General features: G+C 63.3%; 19 protein-coding genes. 13 read left to right on the top strand and 6 right to left on the bottom strand.

Annotated features, from left to right (window positions below):
* Together EOB36_RS03040 and EOB36_RS03035 are read right to left on the bottom strand one after the other, a co-directional pair.
* A partial coding sequence (locus EOB36_RS03040) for a LysE family transporter (protein WP_128284259.1) occupies positions 1-472 on the bottom strand: 472 nt, incomplete at its 3' end.
* Between the two features lie 349 nt (positions 473-821).
* A complete protein-coding gene (locus tag EOB36_RS03035) occupies positions 822-1,841 on the bottom strand; it encodes an isopenicillin N synthase family oxygenase (protein WP_127203628.1) in 1,020 nt (339 codons plus the stop codon).
* 503 nt (positions 1,842-2,344) lie between these two features.
* Here EOB36_RS03035 and EOB36_RS03025 point away from each other — a divergent pair.
* The 5 genes from EOB36_RS03025 (at position 2,345) to EOB36_RS03005 (ending at position 7,646) form a co-directional block, all read left to right on the top strand.
* Positions 2,345-3,691 carry an extracellular solute-binding protein gene (locus EOB36_RS03025; protein WP_128284258.1) on the top strand — a complete coding sequence of 449 codons (1,347 nt, stop codon included), beginning with the start codon at positions 2,345-2,347 and terminating at the stop codon, positions 3,689-3,691.
* A gap of 98 nt (positions 3,692-3,789) precedes the next feature.
* A complete protein-coding gene (locus EOB36_RS03020; RefSeq protein ID WP_126103470.1) occupies positions 3,790-4,728 on the top strand; it encodes a sugar phosphate isomerase/epimerase in 939 nt (312 codons plus the stop codon).
* Positions 4,725-5,654, top strand: a complete 930-nt coding sequence (locus EOB36_RS03015) for a sugar ABC transporter permease (RefSeq protein ID WP_127203627.1) — start codon at positions 4,725-4,727, stop codon at positions 5,652-5,654. The genes EOB36_RS03020 and EOB36_RS03015 overlap by 4 nt, the downstream gene beginning before the upstream one ends.
* The gene (locus tag EOB36_RS03010) at positions 5,654-6,556 is read left to right on the top strand and encodes a carbohydrate ABC transporter permease (RefSeq protein ID WP_126103472.1); all 903 of its coding nucleotides are present in this window, start codon (positions 5,654-5,656) and stop codon (positions 6,554-6,556) included. The genes EOB36_RS03015 and EOB36_RS03010 overlap by 1 nt, the downstream gene beginning before the upstream one ends.
* A gap of 1 nt (position 6,557) precedes the next feature.
* Positions 6,558-7,646, top strand: coding sequence for a Gfo/Idh/MocA family oxidoreductase (locus EOB36_RS03005; RefSeq protein ID WP_128284257.1), 1,089 nt, complete (start codon positions 6,558-6,560; stop codon positions 7,644-7,646).
* Here EOB36_RS03005 and EOB36_RS03000 read toward each other — a convergent pair.
* On the bottom strand, positions 7,639-8,445 hold the full coding sequence (locus EOB36_RS03000; RefSeq protein ID WP_127203625.1) for an SDR family NAD(P)-dependent oxidoreductase: 807 nt from the start codon (positions 8,443-8,445) through the stop codon (positions 7,639-7,641). The genes EOB36_RS03005 and EOB36_RS03000 overlap by 8 nt on opposite strands.
* Positions 8,442-9,296: an NAD(P)-dependent oxidoreductase gene (locus EOB36_RS02995; protein WP_127203624.1), complete on the bottom strand. Its 855-nt coding sequence runs from the start codon at positions 9,294-9,296 to the stop codon at positions 8,442-8,444. The genes EOB36_RS03000 and EOB36_RS02995 overlap by 4 nt, the downstream gene beginning before the upstream one ends.
* A 233-nt stretch (positions 9,297-9,529) precedes the next feature.
* Here EOB36_RS02995 and EOB36_RS02990 point away from each other — a divergent pair, with 233 nt between their 5' ends.
* Genes EOB36_RS02990 through EOB36_RS02980 form a run of 3 tightly spaced genes read left to right on the top strand, consistent with a single transcriptional unit; the run spans position 9,530 to position 12,003 of the window.
* Positions 9,530-10,174, top strand: coding sequence for an isochorismatase family cysteine hydrolase (locus EOB36_RS02990; RefSeq protein ID WP_127203623.1), 645 nt, complete (start codon positions 9,530-9,532; stop codon positions 10,172-10,174).
* A 48-nt stretch (positions 10,175-10,222) separates the two neighbouring features.
* On the top strand, positions 10,223-10,774 hold the full coding sequence (locus EOB36_RS02985) for a MarR family winged helix-turn-helix transcriptional regulator (protein ID WP_095483766.1): 552 nt from the start codon (positions 10,223-10,225) through the stop codon (positions 10,772-10,774).
* 41 nt (positions 10,775-10,815) lie between these two features.
* Complete coding sequence (locus tag EOB36_RS02980) at positions 10,816-12,003, top strand: amidohydrolase family protein (protein ID WP_095484005.1); 1,188 nt, start codon at positions 10,816-10,818, stop codon at positions 12,001-12,003.
* Between the two features lie 6 nt (positions 12,004-12,009).
* Here the strand turns inward: EOB36_RS02980 and EOB36_RS02975 are convergent, their stop codons facing one another.
* On the bottom strand, positions 12,010-12,594 hold the full coding sequence (locus EOB36_RS02975) for an amino acid synthesis family protein (RefSeq protein WP_095483765.1): 585 nt from the start codon (positions 12,592-12,594) through the stop codon (positions 12,010-12,012).
* Positions 12,591-13,175: an amino acid synthesis family protein gene (locus tag EOB36_RS02970; RefSeq protein ID WP_095483764.1), complete on the bottom strand. Its 585-nt coding sequence runs from the start codon at positions 13,173-13,175 to the stop codon at positions 12,591-12,593. The genes EOB36_RS02975 and EOB36_RS02970 overlap by 4 nt, the downstream gene beginning before the upstream one ends.
* 255 nt (positions 13,176-13,430) lie before the next feature.
* On the opposite strand from EOB36_RS02970, the gene EOB36_RS02965 reads away from it, so the two are divergent.
* From EOB36_RS02965 to EOB36_RS02945, 5 genes are all read left to right on the top strand, one after another.
* On the top strand, positions 13,431-14,435 hold the full coding sequence (locus tag EOB36_RS02965; protein ID WP_095483763.1) for a BMP family ABC transporter substrate-binding protein: 1,005 nt from the start codon (positions 13,431-13,433) through the stop codon (positions 14,433-14,435).
* Between the two features lie 177 nt (positions 14,436-14,612).
* Complete coding sequence (locus EOB36_RS02960) at positions 14,613-16,139, top strand: ABC transporter ATP-binding protein (RefSeq protein ID WP_164897434.1); 1,527 nt, start codon at positions 14,613-14,615, stop codon at positions 16,137-16,139.
* Positions 16,140-16,155: 16 nt separating this feature from the next.
* A complete protein-coding gene (locus EOB36_RS02955) occupies positions 16,156-17,196 on the top strand; it encodes an ABC transporter permease (protein ID WP_095483761.1) in 1,041 nt (346 codons plus the stop codon).
* Positions 17,184-18,170: an ABC transporter permease gene (locus EOB36_RS02950; RefSeq protein ID WP_095483760.1), complete on the top strand. Its 987-nt coding sequence runs from the start codon at positions 17,184-17,186 to the stop codon at positions 18,168-18,170. The genes EOB36_RS02955 and EOB36_RS02950 overlap by 13 nt, the downstream gene beginning before the upstream one ends.
* An 11-nt stretch (positions 18,171-18,181) precedes the next feature.
* Complete coding sequence (locus tag EOB36_RS02945; RefSeq protein ID WP_095484004.1) at positions 18,182-19,195, top strand: nucleoside hydrolase; 1,014 nt, start codon at positions 18,182-18,184, stop codon at positions 19,193-19,195.
* Positions 19,196-19,197: the final 2 nt, after the last annotated feature.

The raw sequence follows: 19,197 nt of genomic DNA, 5'->3' as shown, positions 1-19,197 counted from the left end.
ACCCGGCGGCGACCCCCGCCTGTTCCCCGCTGCCATAGCTGAATGAGAGCACGCCGACGAGAAACATCGCCTCGAACCAGGCCAGTGGATTGAGCCAGGTGACGGCAAGCATCGAACCTATCGCACGCAATCGGGATTTGCGGCCTGACGCAACAGTCTCCATGCGGGATGTCCCGTTGACCGCGAGCAAGGTGCGCGCGCCCAACCAGGCGAGAAATCCGGCGCATGCGGCCTGCAGCATGCCGGAGATCGCGGGATTGTCGGTTAGCAGCGTTCCAAATCCGCCGATTCCCATGGTCACCAGGGCGATCTCCGAGACGTAGCCTATGGAAGCGACCGCGAAAGGATGGCTGCGCGTCAATCCTGCCTGGATAAGCATTAGGTTCTGGGGCCCGAGGGAAAAGATCAGCCCGAGGCCGAACACGAAGCCGGATAGCGTTGCCGGCGACAACAGGGCGTCATGCGACGTCACCCGGTTTTTTCGATCGCGCGCTTTTGTGCATCTGCGGCCTCCTACGCGACGCAGTGTGGAAGGCAGGCGCATATGGATCGCTTACGGCAAAGCCGGCAGTCCCGTTCCCAGATTCACGGTTCGGGGATCACAGCTGACTTGCCGAAATCGCACGAAAAAATGGCCGGGCTCGAATGCGGCCCGGCCAAAAGAAGGTTACAACCTTCAGAGGGGAACACCGTTCAGCGGAATGGGAGGAAACCGTCGAACGGTCTTACCTGTTTGAGCTTGTTTGGGCGCGTTGGCGACGAATAAAATTCCAAAGCCGCCGGGGATGACGAAAATTTCTGTTCTATTTGCTCCGACGCCTTCAGACAGGTGACGCCCTCGTTTCGAGAAGATCGGCATAGTGCCGGCGCGCCACGTCAGGATGCGAGCGCAGGCGACTTTTCAGCACGTTGGTTCCAACGTCGCGAAACAGCGGATTTTCCGGATCGCTCGCGGGTCCGCGCGCTTCGGCAGCCAGTTCTTCAGGCAGGGTGAGCAACGGGATCGTCGCATCGAGCCGGGCGCTGAAGAAGAAAGGAATGGAAATCCGCTCGACACCGGCCAGTGGCGTGACGACACGGTGCACCGTCGCCTTGAGGTAACCGTTCGACGCCAATTCGAGGAGCTCGCCGATGTTGACCACCAGCGTTCCGGGGATCGGATCCACATTCACCCAGCTTTCGTCATATTCGACCTGCAGCCCCTTATTCTCGTCCTGAAGCAGGAGCGTCAGGAAGCCGCCGTCCTTGTGCGCGCCGACGCCCTGGTCGCCACCGGTTGCGTCGCGTCCGGGATAGCGCACGATCTTCATTCGATGGTTGGGCTCACCGCTATAGATCGGATCGAAAGCGTCCTCGGCCTGGTCGAGCGACAGCGCGAAGGCCTTGAGCAGGCGGATCGCCACCGCCGTTGCCCTGGTCTGCCATGCCAGCAGCGCCGGCTCGAGTTCCGGCAGGGCCGAAGGCCATTGGTTCGGCCCTTGCAGCCGCGTCCAGGCAGGAATGCCCGGCTCCTGTGGCACGGGTCGGCGCTCGACGCCGATGTCGAGCTGTTCGCGCCAATCGGCCTTGCCCTTGGTCAGTTCGCCACCGGTGCGCGTATAGCCGCGGAATTGCGGTGACTTGACCATTTCGATGGCCAGCTTGTCGGCTTCGGGCAAGGCAAAGAACCGACGCGAGGCGTCGAGCACCTCGTCAATCTCCGCAGCCGAAATCCCGTGGCCGCTGAGATAGAAGAAGCCGACGTCACGGGCCGCCGTGCGCAGGTCGAACAGAAAGGTCCGACGCTCCGACGCGCCCTGTCCGAGACGGCTGAGATCGAGCACGGGTACAATCCTGGCCATGGTCAACCTCCTTCTGCCTCAGGCTTGGATCAGGCCTCTACGGTGACACGCAGGTCGTTGCGATCAAAGCAATGCTCGATCCAATCTCGACGCCAATGGAAGAAAGTCAGCGCTGCGTTTGGCGGCCGGCAGGCAAATAATGTCCGAAAGGATGCTCCAGGGCGCGACGGAACCCTGGAGCCGCGGCGCTTCCGGCCGATGCCGCCAAACGCTCAAACACGCTTCCCGTATTCGCCTCCTGCGAGAGCACGTTCACCGTGCGCCGAACCTGACCGGCGCCGTGATCGTCTTGTTGGCGCCGGGCGGAGGTGCGGGAACGGGGGAAGCGCGGCGCATCAGACGACGCCGCGCTCGCCCGCCAACTCTCTGGGCCCATGAAATTGGTGAAATAATAGGCATGCCTACCGATTGACAAAATTTGCAACAGGCGACCAAGATCATATGACCATCAACGATCTTTGGTCCCGAGGTTGCCCCTCGGCATTGGCGTAAAGGAGAGCCAGATGCCCATTCAGCAGAGAGTGACCTATCGTTCGAAACAACATCCCGCCATCCTTGCTACCGCACTGCTCAGCCTGAGCCTGATCACGACGCCCGGCATCGGCCATGCCGAGGGGATCACGCTCAAGGTCTTCGGCGGTTCGGCCCTCGACCAGCTCGCTCCGCGTCAGGCGCCGGACGAGCAGAAGAAGATCCAGCAGCAGGTCATTGACGGCTTCCTCAAGGCCAACCCCGACGTCTCGAAGGTCGAGTGGGATGCCCAAGGACCGCAGACCGATTCCATCCAGCGCCTGATGACCGCCAAGCTGGCGAGCCAGGAAATGGACCTGATCGCCTGCCCGGCCTTTTACACCAATGGCGCCTACGTCAGGCGCAAGCTGGTCATGCCGATCACCGACAAGATCAAGCCGTTCCAAGACAGGATCGACGCCGCCGCGCTTGGCGCCTTCACGGTCAGCGGCCAGGTCTATGGTGTCCCGATCTCGACGCTGTCGACATCGACGATCTTCTACAATGTCGACCTCTTTCAGAAGCTCGCTATCCCGGTCCCGCCGACCTATGGCGACCTGAAGGCGGCCGTGCCGAAGTTCAAGGACGCGGACGTCATCCCTCTCCTGCATCAGGGCTCGAACACCGTGATGTGGCCAATGTGGTTCTTCGAAACTTTTTCGCAGGCCTCGGGCGACCCGGTCGGCAAGACGCAGAAGAATCTGGAGGGCACGGCAAAGTTCACCGATGCGCCTGACGTCGAAGGCTTCAAGCTGATCAAGCAGTGGGTCGACGACGGCATCCTTTCCAAAGACTCGCTTTCCGTCGACCAGGACGGAATGCGCGCAGCTTTCGCCGCCGGCAAGAGCGCCATGTATTATGGCGGCACCTGGGAAATCCCGTCGCTCCAGTCGAGCGTCAAGGACTTCAAATGGGGCGTCTTTGCCTTTCCGAAAATGGATGGAACGCCGGGCGCGCCAGGCCATGGCGGCGGCGCCGACAACGGGATCTGCGTCGCCTCGTCGATCCCGCCCGAGAAGCTCGATGCGGCGATCAAGTTCATCGAATATCTGACCCAGCCTGAGGTTGCGACGCTCTACCTTGCGCCGGAGCAGCCGATCGCAGCCTCGATCAAGGGCGTGCCGCAGGTCGACGACGCCTATGCGGTCGAGCTGCGCAAGGAAGCCTTCCCGAGCACCATCAAGTTCCTCGACTGGATCTGGCCGTCGGAAGTCGCGACAGCCACCGCTTCGGCGATCGCCGGCATCGTTGGCGGCACGACGACGCCCGAGGAGGCGGCGGCCTCGATCCAGACCACCTTCGACGACCTCAAGGCGCAGGGCAACTGGCCGCCCAAGTGAGCTCGCATGCAGGCGAGCGCATCCAGCCGAGCTGATGCGCCAGGGCAAGAAAACGGGGCCGCCCGTCTCGGGCTGCCTCTCTTACCGGAGACAGAGACATGACGACAAATCGCGCCGAGCGGCAGCGCTTCTCGATCGGCTATCATCTGAACAGCTGGGACCTCACCGGACTACCGCTCAGGCCGGCCATCAAATTCCTGGCCGATCAGGGTTTCGGCTGGTTCGAGATCCTCGCCTTCACCAGCCTCTCGGACCAGTACGCCCGCAAATATATGCAGCTCGGCAACCAGGCGCCGATGGGCGTGACGACCGATACCGACATTTTGCGGCGCTACGCGCTGCTGTCGGAAGGCCAGAGCGAGTATGGCATCAAGCTCTCCTCTTTCTACGTGAATGCGATCTTCACCAACCCTGTCGCCTGGCCTTATGAGCGCGATGTGCTTGTCGCGCTGACCAGGATGTTGAAGGGCTTCGGCTCCCCGGTCCTGGTTCTTGGAGGCGGTCCCTCTGAAGCCATTGCCGGCCCGCATACGGCCGACGACTACCGCGCCTTTTGCCGGGCGCTCGAAGATATCGGCAAGCGGACCAAAGACCTTGGCATCGAGACGGTCTATCACCCGCATCTCGACACTTTCATCGAGCGCCGCGACCAGCTCGACCGGATGATGGATGAGTTGGACACCGGTCTGGCCGGCCTGTGCATCGATCCGGCGCACCTCGCCCATACCAATTCCGATCCCGTCGATGCGGTCAAAACCTACATCTCGGCCGTGCGCTACATGCATTTCAAGGATACCAGGGTCGACCCTGCGCTGAAGGGCTATGACCGCTACGGCGCCTTTTGCGAGCTTGGCGCCGGCGTCGTCGATCTTGCCGGCATCGTCGACGTGCTGCTCGACGCAAACTATGACGGCCTCGCCATCATCGAACTCGACGCATCGAAGAAGACGGCCGAGCAGAGCACGCTGGAGAGCATCGCCTATATCCGCAATACGCTCGGGCTGGCGCTGACACCGAAAACCGCGAAGGCCGCATGAGCACGCGACCGCAAGAGGCGGCTCCTTCCGCGAGCCGTTTCGGGCGCTTCGTTTCAGGCGACGGCGCGACCGCCTTCGTCATGATCCTGCCGGCCGCGATCCTCTTCGGTCTGTTCTACCTCTGGCCGTTCGGCAACGGTTTCTGGCTCAGCCTGCACAATTGGGATGGGTTTTCCGACCCAAGCTGGGCGGGCTTCTCCAATTATCAGCGCCTTGCACATGATCGCATCTTCCTCGCCGCGCTGCGCAACAATTTGATCTTCGTCGTCGCAGTTGTCGTCTTGAAAAACGTGCTCGGCCTTGGGCTGGCGCTGCTTCTGAATCGGGTGGTCCTCGGCCGCACCTTCTTTCGCGCCGCCGCCTTCGTCCCGGTGACGATGTCCTTCGTCGCCGTCGGGCTGCTCTGGTCCTGGATCTACAATCCGGTCTTCGGGCTGCTCAATGGCGGCCTCGATCTGTTCGGCCTCGGTGGGCTGAAACAATCATGGCTTGGTGACGCCGATATCGCGCTCTATTCGATCATCGTCGTCGACGTCTGGAAATGGCTCGGCTTCCACGCCGTGATCTATCTCGCTGGGCTGCAGACGATCCCGGCGGAACTCTACGAATCGGCGAAGATGGACGGCGCGGGACCGGTCCAGCGCTTCTGGCATGTCACCTTGCCGATGATGATGCCGATCGTCTTCATCAACACCATTCTTGGCCTGTCCGGCGCCTTCGTGCGCAACTTCGACATCGTCTATGTCTTGACCAAGGGCGGGCCGAACCACGCCACCGAAGTCGTGCTCACCTACATGATGAGCAAGGCCTTCCAGGACGGTGCCATGAGCTATGCCGCGGCCATCGGCTATGTGCTCTTCCTGATCGTCGGGCTGGCCAGCGTCGGGCTGCTCGCCCTGATGCGGCGGCAAAGGCTTGAGGTCTGATGAGCGCCGCGGCCAACCCTCCGCTTTCCCGGGACAACGGCACGGTCGGCCATCGCCGCAACGCGCGGCGCCTCGGCGCGCGAGGTATTCTCGAACTTGCAGGCATCTATGCTGCGCTCGTCCTGGTGCTGCTGGAGACGCTTTATCCGCTGCTTTGGGTGCTCTTCGGCTCACTCAAGACCAAGCAGGAAATGCTCAGCAACATCTGGGGCCCGCCGTCGAGCCTTGTGTTCCAGAACTATGCCGATGCCTGGCGCATCGCCGGCATGGGATCGCGCATCGTCAGCAGCGTCTTCGTCACCGGTTCGGCATTGATCATCCTGGTGGCCGTGGCGACGCCCTGCGCCTATGCGCTGGCGCGCCTTCGTTTTCCCGGACGCGGCCTTGTGCTGGCGGTGGCCGTGGCGGCCATGCTGGTGCCGCCGCAAGTCATGGCCATTCCGCTGTTCATGGTGGCGCGCGATCTCGGCCTGATCAACAATCGGCTCGGCATCGCCTTCGTTTATGCCGCGACGTCATTGCCGCTTTCGGTCTTCATCCTGCGCAGCTTCTTCGTCACGTTGCCCGCCGACCTCGAAGACGCCGCGCGTATCGATGGCGCCAGCCGGCTGGCGATCCTGATCCACATCATGCTGCCGCTGATCCGGCCGGGCGTCGCGCTGATCCTGATCTTCGGCTTCATCGAGATCTGGAACGATTTCTTCCTCGCCTTCCTGCTCCTGCGCGACCCGTCCGTGCAGACCATCCCGCTCGGACTTGTCAGCTTCTTCCAGCAATATGACTCGCTCTGGGCGCTCTACTTCGCCGCGTTGACGATCACGACACTGCCGGTGATCGTCGTCTTCATCGCCATGCAGCGGCAGTTCATCGCCGGCCTGACGGCCGGCGCCGTTAAGGGTTGACATGCAGGATCGCGTTATCGGCGTTGGCGTTATCGGTTGCGGCGAAATCGCCCAGTTGATGCACTTGCCCTATCTCCAGGAATTGCCGGCGTTTCGCATCGCCGCGCTGTGCGATATCTCACCCGGAACGGTCGACAAGGTCGGGGAGCACTACGGTGTCGCGGCCCGCTATACCGACCATCGCGCCCTGCTTGCCGATCCTGGTGTCGATGCCGTGGTGATCTGCACCTACGACCATGGCGAGATGGTTGCTGACGCCATCCGCGCCGGCAAGCATCTGATCGTCGAGAAGCCGCTTGCCTTCACGCTTGAGGAGGCGCACCCGCTGATCGAGCAGGCTGAACGCAGCGGCCTCGTTGCGCTTGTCGGCTATATGAAGTTCTATGACCCCGGCTACGAGATCGGCCTCGAGCGCATCGCCGCCATCGGCCGGCCGAAGTCGATCCATGTCCATGATTTCGCCGGCCGCTTCGACCTCTACGGCAAACTCTATACGCAAATCCATATCGCCGATGTGCCGGCCGATCTGCTCGCGGCCGGGCGAGACGCCGTCGCACGACGCGTCGAGGCGGCGCTGGGGCTGGACCATGCCGGCTATCGCGATCTCTATCTCCTGCTGCTTGGCCTGAGCAGCCACGATCTCGCCGTCATGCGCGGCGCCTTCGGCACGCCGAGCCGTGTCGTGCACGCGCAGCAGACCGGCGCGAACCAGCTTCTGGCCGTGCTCGACTATGACGGCGTTCCCTGTCTCTTCGACATGGCGCTCGCCCAATATGAATGGTGGGACGAATGGATCCACGTGCATGGCGAGCACGCGGAAGTGCGGATCGATTTCCAGAACCCCTATTTCCGCAATGCCTCGGCCATCGTGCGGGTGCGCGAAGCGGCCGGCGAGACGGCATCCGAACGCGTGCTGCCGGGCATCCCCGACACCGCATTCCGTCGCGAATGGCTGCATTTCGCCGATTGCATCCTGGCCGGCGCAAAACCGCGCACGCCGCTTTCGGGCGGTCTCGCCGACCTTGATCTCGCCGTCCAGATCATCCAGGCAATGCCGCCAAAGCGGCTTGAGACGAGGCCCCTTATCTGAATTTCGGAAACACGCCGCCGGCCGGCGCGTTGGCCCAGCTCTGCAAGGTTTGGCCGCCGTCGATCAGCCAATCCGCGCCGGTGACGTGCCTGGCCTCGTCGGAGGCGAGGAACGCCACGGCGGCCGCGACATCGTCCGGCTGGCCGATGCGGCGCAGCGGGATGCGGTCGGCGAAATGCTGCACGCTGCTCTTGAAATCGCCGTCGCCGCTCGCAGGCACGCCGAGCGTCGTCTCGATCACGCCGGGGCAGATGGCGTTGACGCGTATGCCGTAGGGCGCGGCATCGAGTGCTGCGACCCGCGTCAACCCGACCACACCATGCTTGGAGGCGACATAGCCGGCACCGCCCGCGAGCACGTCCCAGCCGGCCATGGACGAACCCATATTGACGATCGAGCCGCCATTACCGGCCTCGATCATCGCCCGAAGCGACGCCTGCAGGACGAGAAACATGCCGCGCAGGTTGATACGAATGATGGTATCCCAGTCGTCAACAGGCAGTTCGTGAACCGGAGCGACGACGCCGGAAATCCCGGCATTGTTGAACACCGCATTCAGCTCGCCGAATGTTTCCACGGTCGTTTCAACGGCGCGCCGCACGTCTGCTTCATCGGTGACGTCGGCTTCGATGGCGATCGCGTGCTCGCCCAGAGATTGGGCCAGTGTCCGCGCCGCCGCGCCGTTGCGGTCGACAATGGCGACGCGTGCGCCTTCTTCGAGGAAGCGCCGGACCGCCGCACTGCCGATCGCGCCGGCGCCACCGGTGACAAGGACGCATCTTTCGTCGAATCGCTTCATTTTCCAAGCTCCGGCTTCGGGTAAGAGCGCCACGAATGGCTCGGCTCAAAGCTGATGGTTTCGCGCGCATGGACTGTGTCGAGCACGGCACCATGGCCGGCGATCGGCCGCGATAGCGGGACATCCGGGTAGACACGGCGCACGAGCGGCTCGGTTTCCTCTTCCATGAACGTGTCGGCGGCGCTGAGCAGGACGCGGAGATGGCCGTCGCCTTTCCATTCCAACGCCTGCAGGAAGCCCTGCCCCGCGTCGCGCGCATCGAGATAGGCCCACAGGTCACGGGCGCTGTCGGCAGTGGCGCGGCGCGGGCCGACGCCCGCGAAAAAGCTGGCCGGGGTCTGGATCCATGGCATACGAATGCTGACAGCCGAGAATGCGCCGCGGCGCACCGCCGCGGCGACGATTTCCTCACCGAGCCATTTCGACAGGCCGTATGGATCCTGCGCGCCGACCGGGTGATCCATATCCACCGGCAGATAGGGCGGGCGCACCGTCTTCTCGAAGAACGGATAGCCGAAAACGCTGAAGGACGAGGCATAGACGAAGCGCGCGGCGCCAGCCATGGCCGCCGCCTCGACGACATTGTAGGCGGTCGCGACATTGGTCTTGAACACTTCGCCGCCGGCCCGCCCGGTCGGGCGCGGAATGGCCGCGACATGAACCACAGCGTCGCAATCGCGCACCAGCTGCAGCGTCGAGCCAAGATCCGTCAGATCCGCGGTTGCATGCCGCCATGCCACGTCACCCGGGGCGGCGGCATCAATGCCCATCACATCATGACCGGCCGCGACCAGCGCCGCGGCGACATGGCGGCCAAGCAGACCGCTGGATCCGGTGACGATCGTCTTCATGTCTCAGCCCTCGACGCCGCGAATTCAGCCAATTGAATATCATTGATGGTCATACAAATCGAACACCCGATTGCCGAACCTTGTCAATGCCATTCCGCATCGGAGAACGGCGCGGACCTTTGCCGGCGCGTCCCGCGCGCACCAGACGACAAGGCTTTGCCCCGAACGGGATTGACTTGGCATCCGCGACGGTTTTTTGTATGAGCATCAACGATCGACCAAAGGAGCTCGCCATGCCCGTGGACAGTTTTTCCTCACATCGGCACGATGACGCGATGCGCCTCGATCCGCAACGCGCGGCGGTTATTGTCATCGACATGGTCAATGAATTCTGCAAGCCCGGCGGGGCGATGGTGCTGCCGGGATATGAGACGCTTGTCGCACCGCAATTGGCGGTCATCGAGGCCGCGCGCGCCGGCGGTGTGCCGGTTATCTGGGTGCACGACACCCATAGGGCCGGCATGCGCCGCGAGCGCGAATGGGTGAAGCGCACGCCACATTGTCTCGAGGGTAGCTGGGGTCCTGAGATCATCGAGGACCTTGGCGCCCGCGACGATGAAATCCATCTGATAAAGCGGCGCTACTCGGCGTTTTTTCAAACCGACCTCGACCTGACGCTCAAAGACATGCAGGTCGATCAACTGGTCATCTTCGGCGTGGTCACCAACATCTGCGTGCGCTCGACCGTCCATGACGCCTTTTTCCAGGGTTATGAAGTGGTGGTGCCAAGCGATTGCTGCGCGGCGACGGGACCACGCGAGCAGGAAAGCTCGCTCTACGATATAGCGACGCATTTCGGCGTGGTCAGCGATTCGGCAAGCGTCGTCGCAGCCCTTCGCGACGGGACGTCGCTTCAACCGGCTGAAGTCGCGGCTTGAACTTTTTCGAGCCTGCGGCATCCGAGACAGCGGCAAGAGGAGCCCGGCGTGACGACTGATATCGAATCGCAACCCGAAAGTGCGGCACCCAAAGGGCCGGGCGACAGTGCTAAGCCGCTGAGCCGCGAACAGGTGCTGCAGCGATACGCCAAGACCGGCTACGAACTGGACCGCCATCCGGCGCACGTGATCCGCCGGGCACATCAGCGCGCGACGCTGCGCTTCCAACAGGTCATGGCCGGTGAGGATCTTTCGCCAACGCAATTCGCCGCCCTCGCCACCATTCTCAAGCAGGGCGAGGTCTCGCAGAACCATCTGGGACGGCTGACCGCGATGGACCCGTCGACCATCAGCATCGTTGTCCGCAAACTTCTCAAGAACGGGCTGATCACCCGCAGCGCGTCCGATACCGACCAACGCCTGTCGATGATCGCGCTGACCGACAAGGGAACCAGATACACGCTCGACCGGCTCGAACGCAGCGTCGAAGTCGGACGGAGATTTCTGTCGCCGCTTTCGCCCACGGAACAGGCGACGCTGCTTCGCCTGCTCAATCGCATCAATGACGACGACCCATCGAATGGCGATAGCGGGAAGTAACTCGCGTTCCAAAATTCATGGAAATAACAAACGAGGTGCCGATGTCGCCCGACCCGAAACCCAACACGCTTGTCGTGCGCAACATCGGCCTGATGCTTTCCGGCGATCTCGCCCAACCGATCCTCGACGCCGACACGATCGTCGCGGTCGACGGCAAGATCACCGCCATCGGCAAAGCCGGCGCCCTTGATACCAGTGCTGCCGGCACCGTGATCGATGCAATGGGCTGCGCGGTCGCGCCGGGCCTCATCGACAATCACGTCCATCCGGTAGCCGGCGACTGGACGCCGCGGCAGAACCAGATCGGCTGGATGGATTCGACCGTGCATGGCGGGGTCACCACCATCGTCTCGGCGGGGGAGGTCCACACGCCGGGCCGTCCGCGCGACCTGGTCGGATTGAAGGCGCTTGCCATCGCGGCGCAGCGGACCTTTTCCAACTTCCGCCCGAGTGGGATGAAGATACTGGCCGGTGCGCCGATTCTGGAGCCCGGCCTGGTCGAGGAGGACTTCCGCTACCTCGCCGAAGCCGGCGTCACGCTTGTCGGCGAGGTCGGCCTAGGCGGCGTCAAGGACGGGCCGACCGGACGGCAGATGGTCGCCTGGGCGCGCGAATACGGCATGACCTCAATGACCCACACCGGTGGCCCGTCCCTGCCCGGCTCCGGCCGCATCGGTGCGGATGTCGTGCTGGAGGTCGACGCCGACATTGTCGCCCATGTCAATGGCGGGCCGACGGCACTGCCCGAAGCGGAAATCCGGCAGATCTGCGAGAAGGGCTCGCGGGCGCTCGAGATCGTCCATAACGGCAATCTGCGCACCGGACTGTTCGTGCTCGATCTTGCTAGGCAGCGCGGCGAACTTTCGCGCATCGTGCTTGGCACCGACAGCCCGGCCGGGTCCGGCGTGCAGCCGCTCGGCATACTGCGGATCCTCACCATGCTGGCTTCGCTGGGCGGTGTCGCGCCGGAAGTGGCATTCTGCTTTGCCAGCGGCAACACGGCGCGCGTGCGCAAGCTGCATGATCGTGGCATGATCGAAGTCGGCCGCGCCGCCGACCTGATCTTCATGGACCAGGCGATCGGCGGCGCCGGCGACGGGCTGCTCGACAGCGTGGCGCAGGGCAACCTTCCGGGGATCGGAATGGTCGTCATCGACGGCCTGGTGCAGACCCGTCGAAGCCGCAACACCCCGCCGGCAATGCGGGTGCCTGAAGTCATTCAGGGATAGCGACGTTTAGCTGACGCCATCCTTGCCGACGATCTTGTCCTTGGTCAGCCCGCCAACGCGTGGATGGGGCCGGCCGGAATCGGTCACGGCGATGGCGATGACGATCTCGTCGGCGCGCGGTGCGTCAGGAACTCGGACCTCCATGCCATCGAAATGGCTGCGCACCCGCGCCGCATCCTTGTGGCCGAGCGGGATGTCCAGCGGCACGCCGAGGCCGCCACGCTTCTTCGACGAGGGAATGAGCGCCGCACCCTTGCCAAGCACATCGCGGAACGGGGCGCCGAGCTTGGGGTGAAGGATGGCGGCGGCGTGCTCGAGTTCGCCGTCGGCGCCGACGGCGGCTGCCTTGCCGAAGCTTTCGACTTTATTGCCGGGAAAGCCAAGTGCTGCGACCGCGCGCTTCGGCAAAATGTCGCCCAATTCCTCACCAATGTCGCTCAACGCTGACAGGTCTTCGACGTAAGTGCCTGCGTACGGGTTGCGGATCACGGCAATGGCCGCCGCGCGGCGGGTCGGCGGATCGACGGGACGGCCGCCCTCGATCAGGGTTTCCTCGATGATGGTGATGATCCGGCGGATTTCTACGCTCATCTCAATCCGTCCTCGCCTTTGATATCCGCGGCGGCAAGGCCGCCCACCCGCGCGTGAACGCGCGCGCCTGTCGTCATCGCCAGGATGACCGCCATCTCGTCTGCGCGCGGCGCGTCAGTGACGCCGACCTCGATCGCGTCGAAATGACTGCGCACGTAAGAAGCGTTTATGTGCGTGATCGGAATGTCGATCCGCGTTCCGGGGCCGCCGACCTTCTTGGTCGACGGCACGATTGCCCTAGCGTTTCCGAGCAGCTCGCGCATCGCGTAACCGCCTGGATTGTGCCAGAGCGCGCCGTGTTCGAGCTCGCCGGCAGCACCGACGATGGCGCCCTTGCCATAGCCTTCGATCGCCGAGACGCCCTCGCCGATGGCATCGATCAGGCGTCGCGCCATATCGAGACCGAGCGGCTTCAGATCGTCCATGAAGCCGGTGATTTCCTGGACATAGCGCCCGGCAAAGGGGTTGGCGATGACGGCGACGATCGCGCCGCGTTTGGGCGGACGTGCCGCAAGTGGGCCGCCCTCGTGGAATATCTCCTCGACCTGAACCAGAAATTTCCTGACCACCACAGCCGGCATTGTCCGCTCTCTTTCTTCCCGTCGTTCACACAAACTCGTTAGAGTATCAACAATTATCCCCAGCCGATATTTGTCAAGCTTCGACACGCAAGAAGCGAGAAATGGCACAACGAAACTGCCTCGCAGGACGATTGACAGCCTGCGGGGCCGCTCATAAACTCATATGACCATCAACGAAAATAGCCGCCGTCTCGGCGATAGCGCGGATGGTTAAGGCGTGGCTTCAAAAGCTGAAAAAAGCTGAAGGGGAATGACATGAAAAGGGCGCTCAAAAATCTATGTCTGGCCGGCACGATGCTTGCCGTGTCGTTCGGATCTGCCGCGGCACAGGACAAAGTGTCCGTGGCCGCCATCTCCGGATACTTTGCACAGGGCTTCGGTGTTTCCATCGTCAACGGCCTCAACAAGGCCAAGGACGAATTCGGCATCGACCTGAAGCTGGTCGACACCGGCAATCGCGCGCTCGACTACGAGGAGCAGTTCGAGAACCTTGCCAAGGCCAAGCAGTACGACCTGATCTTTGTGATGGGCTGGGAACTGGTGGACTCGCTGCAGAAGGTCAGCAAAGCCTATCCCGACCAGCGCTTCGTGTTCATCGACGGCGTACTCGACAATCCCAACATGATCTATGCCAATTTCGCGGAGGAGCAGGGATCCTTCGTCGCCGGCGCGCTCGCCGGCATGATCGAGGCCAAGGGCAGCGAATTCCCTAAGATCGGCGACGGCATGGCGATCGGCTTCGTCGGCGGCCGTGATATCCCCGTGATCCGCAACTTCCTCGGCGGCTACGAGCAAGGCGCGAAATATGCCGCGCCCGACGTGAAGGTGAACTCCGTCTTCGCCGGAACCTTCGATGACCCGGCCAAGGGCAGCGAGCTTGCCCAGGCGCTTTACGGCCAGGGCGCCGACATCGTCTACAACGTCGCCGGCCCGACGGGCGAAGGCGTGATGCAGGCAAGTGCTGCGGTCGACAAATACTCGATCGGCGTCGACATCGACATGTGCGGTACGGCCCCCGGAAATGTGCTCGCAAGCATGCTGAAGCGCGGCGACATCGCCGTCTACACGCTGATCAAGGACGAAGTCGAGGGCCGTAAGGTGGCCGCCGGCACCCGCACCTTCGACCTCGCTTCGGGCGGCGTCGAGGTCAAGGTCTGCGATGATATCGCCCCGACGATCCCGGCCGATGTGACGGCAAAGCTGGACGAGATCAAGAAGGCCATTCTCGATGGCAAGATCGAGATCGCCAAGGCGAAGTAAGACAACAACCGCGCATCCTCCCAGGAAAGCGCTACGCTGATCCGCTACGGCTTGCGGCGACGGATCAGCGTCCAATTTGCGAGAAGCAAGGTGTCGAACGCGTCGGGGTCTTCGACCCCCCACAATGCCGGCAACAATGCGGCCGGCGCCAATGTCGCTGGCCCCGATGTCGCTGGGATGGCTGTCGCGCTGACGGGCATCACCAAGCGTTTCGGCGCATTCATCGCCAATGACGGCATCGACCTTGCCGTGCGCCGGGGCGAAATCCACGCCATCATCGGCGAGAACGGCGCCGGCAAGACGACATTGATGAACATCCTGTTCGGTCTCCTGCAACCCGACGAGGGCTCGATCCGGCTGAACGACGAGGAGACGGTGGTCGCCGACCCCGCCGTCGCCATCAAGGCCGGTCTCGGCATGGTGCATCAGCATTTCAAGCTGGTTCCCTCGCTCTCGGTCGCCGACAATGTTTTTCTCGGCATGGAGATCCGCCGCCATGGGCTGATCGATCACGCCGCGCAGATTGCGCGCACGCGCGAACTGTCGGAGCGTTTCGGGCTGCGGGTCGATCCGACCGAGCGCGTCGGACTGCTCTCGGTCGGCATAGAGCAACGCATCGAGATCCTGAAGGTGCTGGTGCGCGGCGCGCGCACCATCATTCTCGACGAGCCGACCGCGGTGCTGACGCTGCAGGAGAGCCGTGAACTGTTCCAGACGCTGCGCAGCTTCGTGGCGGATGGCATGACGGTGATCTTCATCTCGCACCATTTGGAAGAGGTGATGGAGGTCTCGGACACCGTGACGGTGCTGCGCAACGGCAGGAGGGTGGCGACGCGCCCAACCGTTGAGCTCAGCAAGGACGAACTGGTGCGCATGATGGTCGGCCGCGAGGTCAGCTTCGATCGCCGTCCGCGCGAACCGCAGCACGGCGATGTGATCCTCGAAGTCGAGCAACTGTGGGCGCGCGACGACCGCCGGTTGCCGGCGCTGCGCGACGTTAACTTCACCATCCGCTCCGGCGAGGTGGTGGGAATCGCCGGCGTTGCCGGCAATGGCCAGACGGAACTGGCAGAGGTGCTTTCGGGCCTGCGGCCGGCAAGCCATGGCGTAGCCCGGCTGAAGGGCCGGAACCTCGCCACCTTCTCCCCCGCCGAAATCCGCGAGGCCGGCTTGGCGCATGTTCCCGGCGATCGGATGGTGCGCGGGGTCGACCGCAATGCATCGATTGCGGCAAACATGCTGATGGGAGGCCAGCATCGTGCGCCATGGAGCCGCGGCGGCGTGCTCAACTGGAACGCCATCGGCCAAAACGCTTCCAAGTTGATCAAGGATTTCGATATTCGCGCGCAAGGATCGGGCGATGCCGTCAAGCGGCTTTCGGGCGGCAATATCCAGAAGGTCGTGCTGGCGCGCGAGTTCACCAACGGCGCCGACTTCCTGCTGATCGATCAGCCGACGCGCGGCGTCGACATCGGCGCGCAGGAAGCCATTCATGACGAGATCATGCGCCAGCGCGCTGCCGGCCGCGCAATCCTGCTGATTTCCGTGCAACTCGACGAACTTGCCGCCCTTGCCGATCGCATCCTGGTGATGTTCAACGGACGGATCATGGGCGAGGTCGCCGGCGACGATGCCGATGAAGACCGCATCGGCATGATGATGGCAGGCGTGGCCGTGCCGGAATTCGCCGCGGAGCCTGCATGATGCCGGAGTCTCCAAGATGAACGATCGTTTGCGTGCCGTGTCCGGTCAGATCATCGCCGTCGCCGTGGCGCTGCTCATGGGCGCGATCATCATCCTAATGGTCGGTGAAAGCCCGGTACGTGTCTTCATGACGCTGTTGCGCGGCGCCTTCGGTGATCAGGCAAAGATTGCCGGAACCTTGCTGCAGACGACACCGATCCTGATCTGCGGCGTCGCTGCTTGCGTCGGCCTGCGCGGCGGCATGTTCAACGTCGGCATCGAGGGCCAGCTTTTCCTCGGCGGCTTTGCTGCCGCCTGGGTCGGCTTCGCCTTTCCCCTGCCCGCGGGCATTCACATGCTGGCAGCGCTGGCACTCGCGATTGTGGCGGGTGCCGCGTGGGTTGCGATCCCGGCCTATTTCCGCGCCCGCTACAACACCAACGAAGTCGTCTCGACGATCCTGTCGAACTACGTTGCGGTGCTGCTGACCTCTTATTTCACGATCTTTCTGTTCAAGCGACCAGGTGGCTGGTCGGAGACGCCGCCGATCCTGCCGACGGCCTATCTGCCGGGGATCTTCGACTTTTCCCGGTTGAACGGGGGCCTGGTCATCGGTCTGGTGCTGGCGATCGGCGCGGCACTTGTCTTTCGCTACACCAGCTGGGGCTATGGCGTGACGATGGTCGGTTCGGCGCCGAAATTCGCCGAATATGGCGGCGTCAACGTGAAACGACAGGGCTTTTTGGTTCTGCTCCTTTCAGGGGCCGTTGGCGGACTGGCCGGTGGCGTCGAGACGCTCGGCGTCCATCACCGGTTCATGGAAGGCTTCGCTCCCGGTTTCGGCTTCGACGGGCTGATTGCTGCCCTGCTCGCCAATGGCTCGCCGGTCGCCACCATCTTCACCGCGCTGTTCTTCGGCGCGCTGCGCAACGGGTCGCTGCTGCTCGAGGTCGATACCGGCGCGTCGCGCGAGATCATCACCGTGATCCAGGCGCTGATCATCCTCAGCGTGTCGGCGCAGGTTCTGGTCAGGCGGCGCGGCGACAGCCAGGCAGGGGAGCGGCGATGGAAATTCTAGACAAGCTCGTCAATGTCGCGCTGATCGCAGCAACGCTTCGCACCACGGCTCCCATTCTTCTGGTCGCACTCGGCGGCTCATTCACCACCAAGGCCGGCATCTTCAACATCGGCCTCGAAGGCCAGATGCTGGCAGGCGCCTTCTTCGCCGTCCTCGGCTCGATCTGGACAGGTTCCGCGCTGCTGGGCGTCGCCTGCGGTGTTGCGGCGGCGCTCGCCTTTGCCCTGGTTTTTGCCGTTCTGGTGGTGAGCTTCCGAGCCAATGAAGTGGTCGTCGGGCTGGCGCTCAACATTCTCGCCGGCGGCATGACGATTTCGCTGATGAAGGCGATCTTCGGCACGCGAGGCTCCATCGTCGGCCAAGGCATCGTCGGCCTGCCGAAAGTCCAGCTGCCCGGCGCCCGCGACCTTCTCGGCTCATGGGCATCGCTGATCTCCGGCTTCACGCCGATGGTCTATGTCGCGTTCATCGCGGTGCCGCTGCTGGTCCTGTTCTATAACCGCACCCGGCTCGGGCTTTATATCCGCGTCGTGGGCGAGAAGCCCGAAGCCGCCGAGGCGCTCGGCATCTCGATCACGCGCGTCCGTTACACCGCGTCGCTGCTTTGCGGATTACTGGCGGGGCTGGCCGGCGCGCATCTGTCGCTCGGCTACATAACTATGTTTACGGAGAACATGTCATCGGGCCGTGGTTTCATGGCCGTGGCAATCCTGATCTTCTCCAACGGCGATCCGCTCAAGGTACTGGCCGGCTGCCTGCTGTTCGGCTTCGCCGATGCCTTCTCGCTGCGCCTGCAGACATTCGGCTATCCGTCCTATCTGGTCCTCACAGTTCCTTATGTCGTCGCGCTCACGGCGCTGTTCGCCCTCTCGTACCGGGCGCGCCCAAGGATCATCATGGAGACGCTGGCTTCAATGCAAAAACTGCTGTCGGTGGACAAGAATCCCGGGCCTGACGGCAAACATCCCTCATGAAGGAACTTTCCATGGAACGCATAATCCTCGACGTGGATTCTGCCGGCGACGATATTCTCGCCGTGCTGTTTGCCGCGGCGAACCCAAACCTCCGGCTCGAAGGCGTGACCACCGTGACGGGTGCGGCCGGCCCGATCGAGCAGGTCACCAATGTCGTCCTCAACACGCTCCGGCTTGCCGGGCGCGACGACATCCCGGTTCATGCCGGTGCATGGCGGCCGATCGTCGGCAACGCCAAGGCCGATATGGAAGCGCCGGTCCATTTCGAAAAGCGGCTCGTGGCGCGGTTCGGCGACCGCCTGAAGAAATTCAATCCACCGGCGCCGAAGCCGTCGCGCCAGGCAAATCCGGGACACGCTGTCGACTTCATCATCGAAACGGTGATGGCCAATCCCGGCGAGATCACGCTGGTGACGACCGGCCCGCTGACCAACGCGGCGATGGCGCTGCTGCAGGAACCCCGGCTGACGGAGGTGCTCAAGCGCCTGCTGGTGCTCGGCGGCAACTTCCAGACGCCCGGCAACATCACGCCGCTGTCGGAATACAACATCTGGGCCGACCCGGAGGCCTCGCGCATCGTGCTGAACGCCGATGTCGACAAGATCCTCGTACCGCTCGACATCTGCGAGGACAACCGCGTCGCCGCCTCGATGCTGACGCGCGACGACCTCGCGGACATGCAGGCCGGCGCCAAGGACAATCCCGTTCTCGAGATGATCGCCAACAGCTTTCCGATCTATATCGACATCTGGCGCGAATTCTTCGATCTGGTCGGCTTCCCGATGGACGACGTGATCACTGTGGCGCTGGCTTTCGATCCGGGCCTTGCCACGATGACCGAGCCGCTGTTCGTTGACGTCGTGCTGGACGGGCGTATAGCGCGCGGACAGACCGTCGCCTATCGCGGCAGGCAATTGCTGCCCGGCGGCGGACCGAAGACCACGCGCATCTGCACCGACCTCGACGGCCGGCGCTTCCTCAACATGTTCAAACAGACCGTCGCGCAGTACGAGCGGCCGGCGTGAGG

This window comes from Mesorhizobium sp. M6A.T.Cr.TU.017.01.1.1, assembly GCF_004023115.1.
GTDB classification, from domain to species: domain Bacteria; phylum Pseudomonadota; class Alphaproteobacteria; order Rhizobiales; family Rhizobiaceae; genus Mesorhizobium; species Mesorhizobium mediterraneum.
The sequence above is the reverse complement of the archived record's forward strand: the minus strand, read 5'-3'. Positions and strand labels throughout refer to the sequence as shown.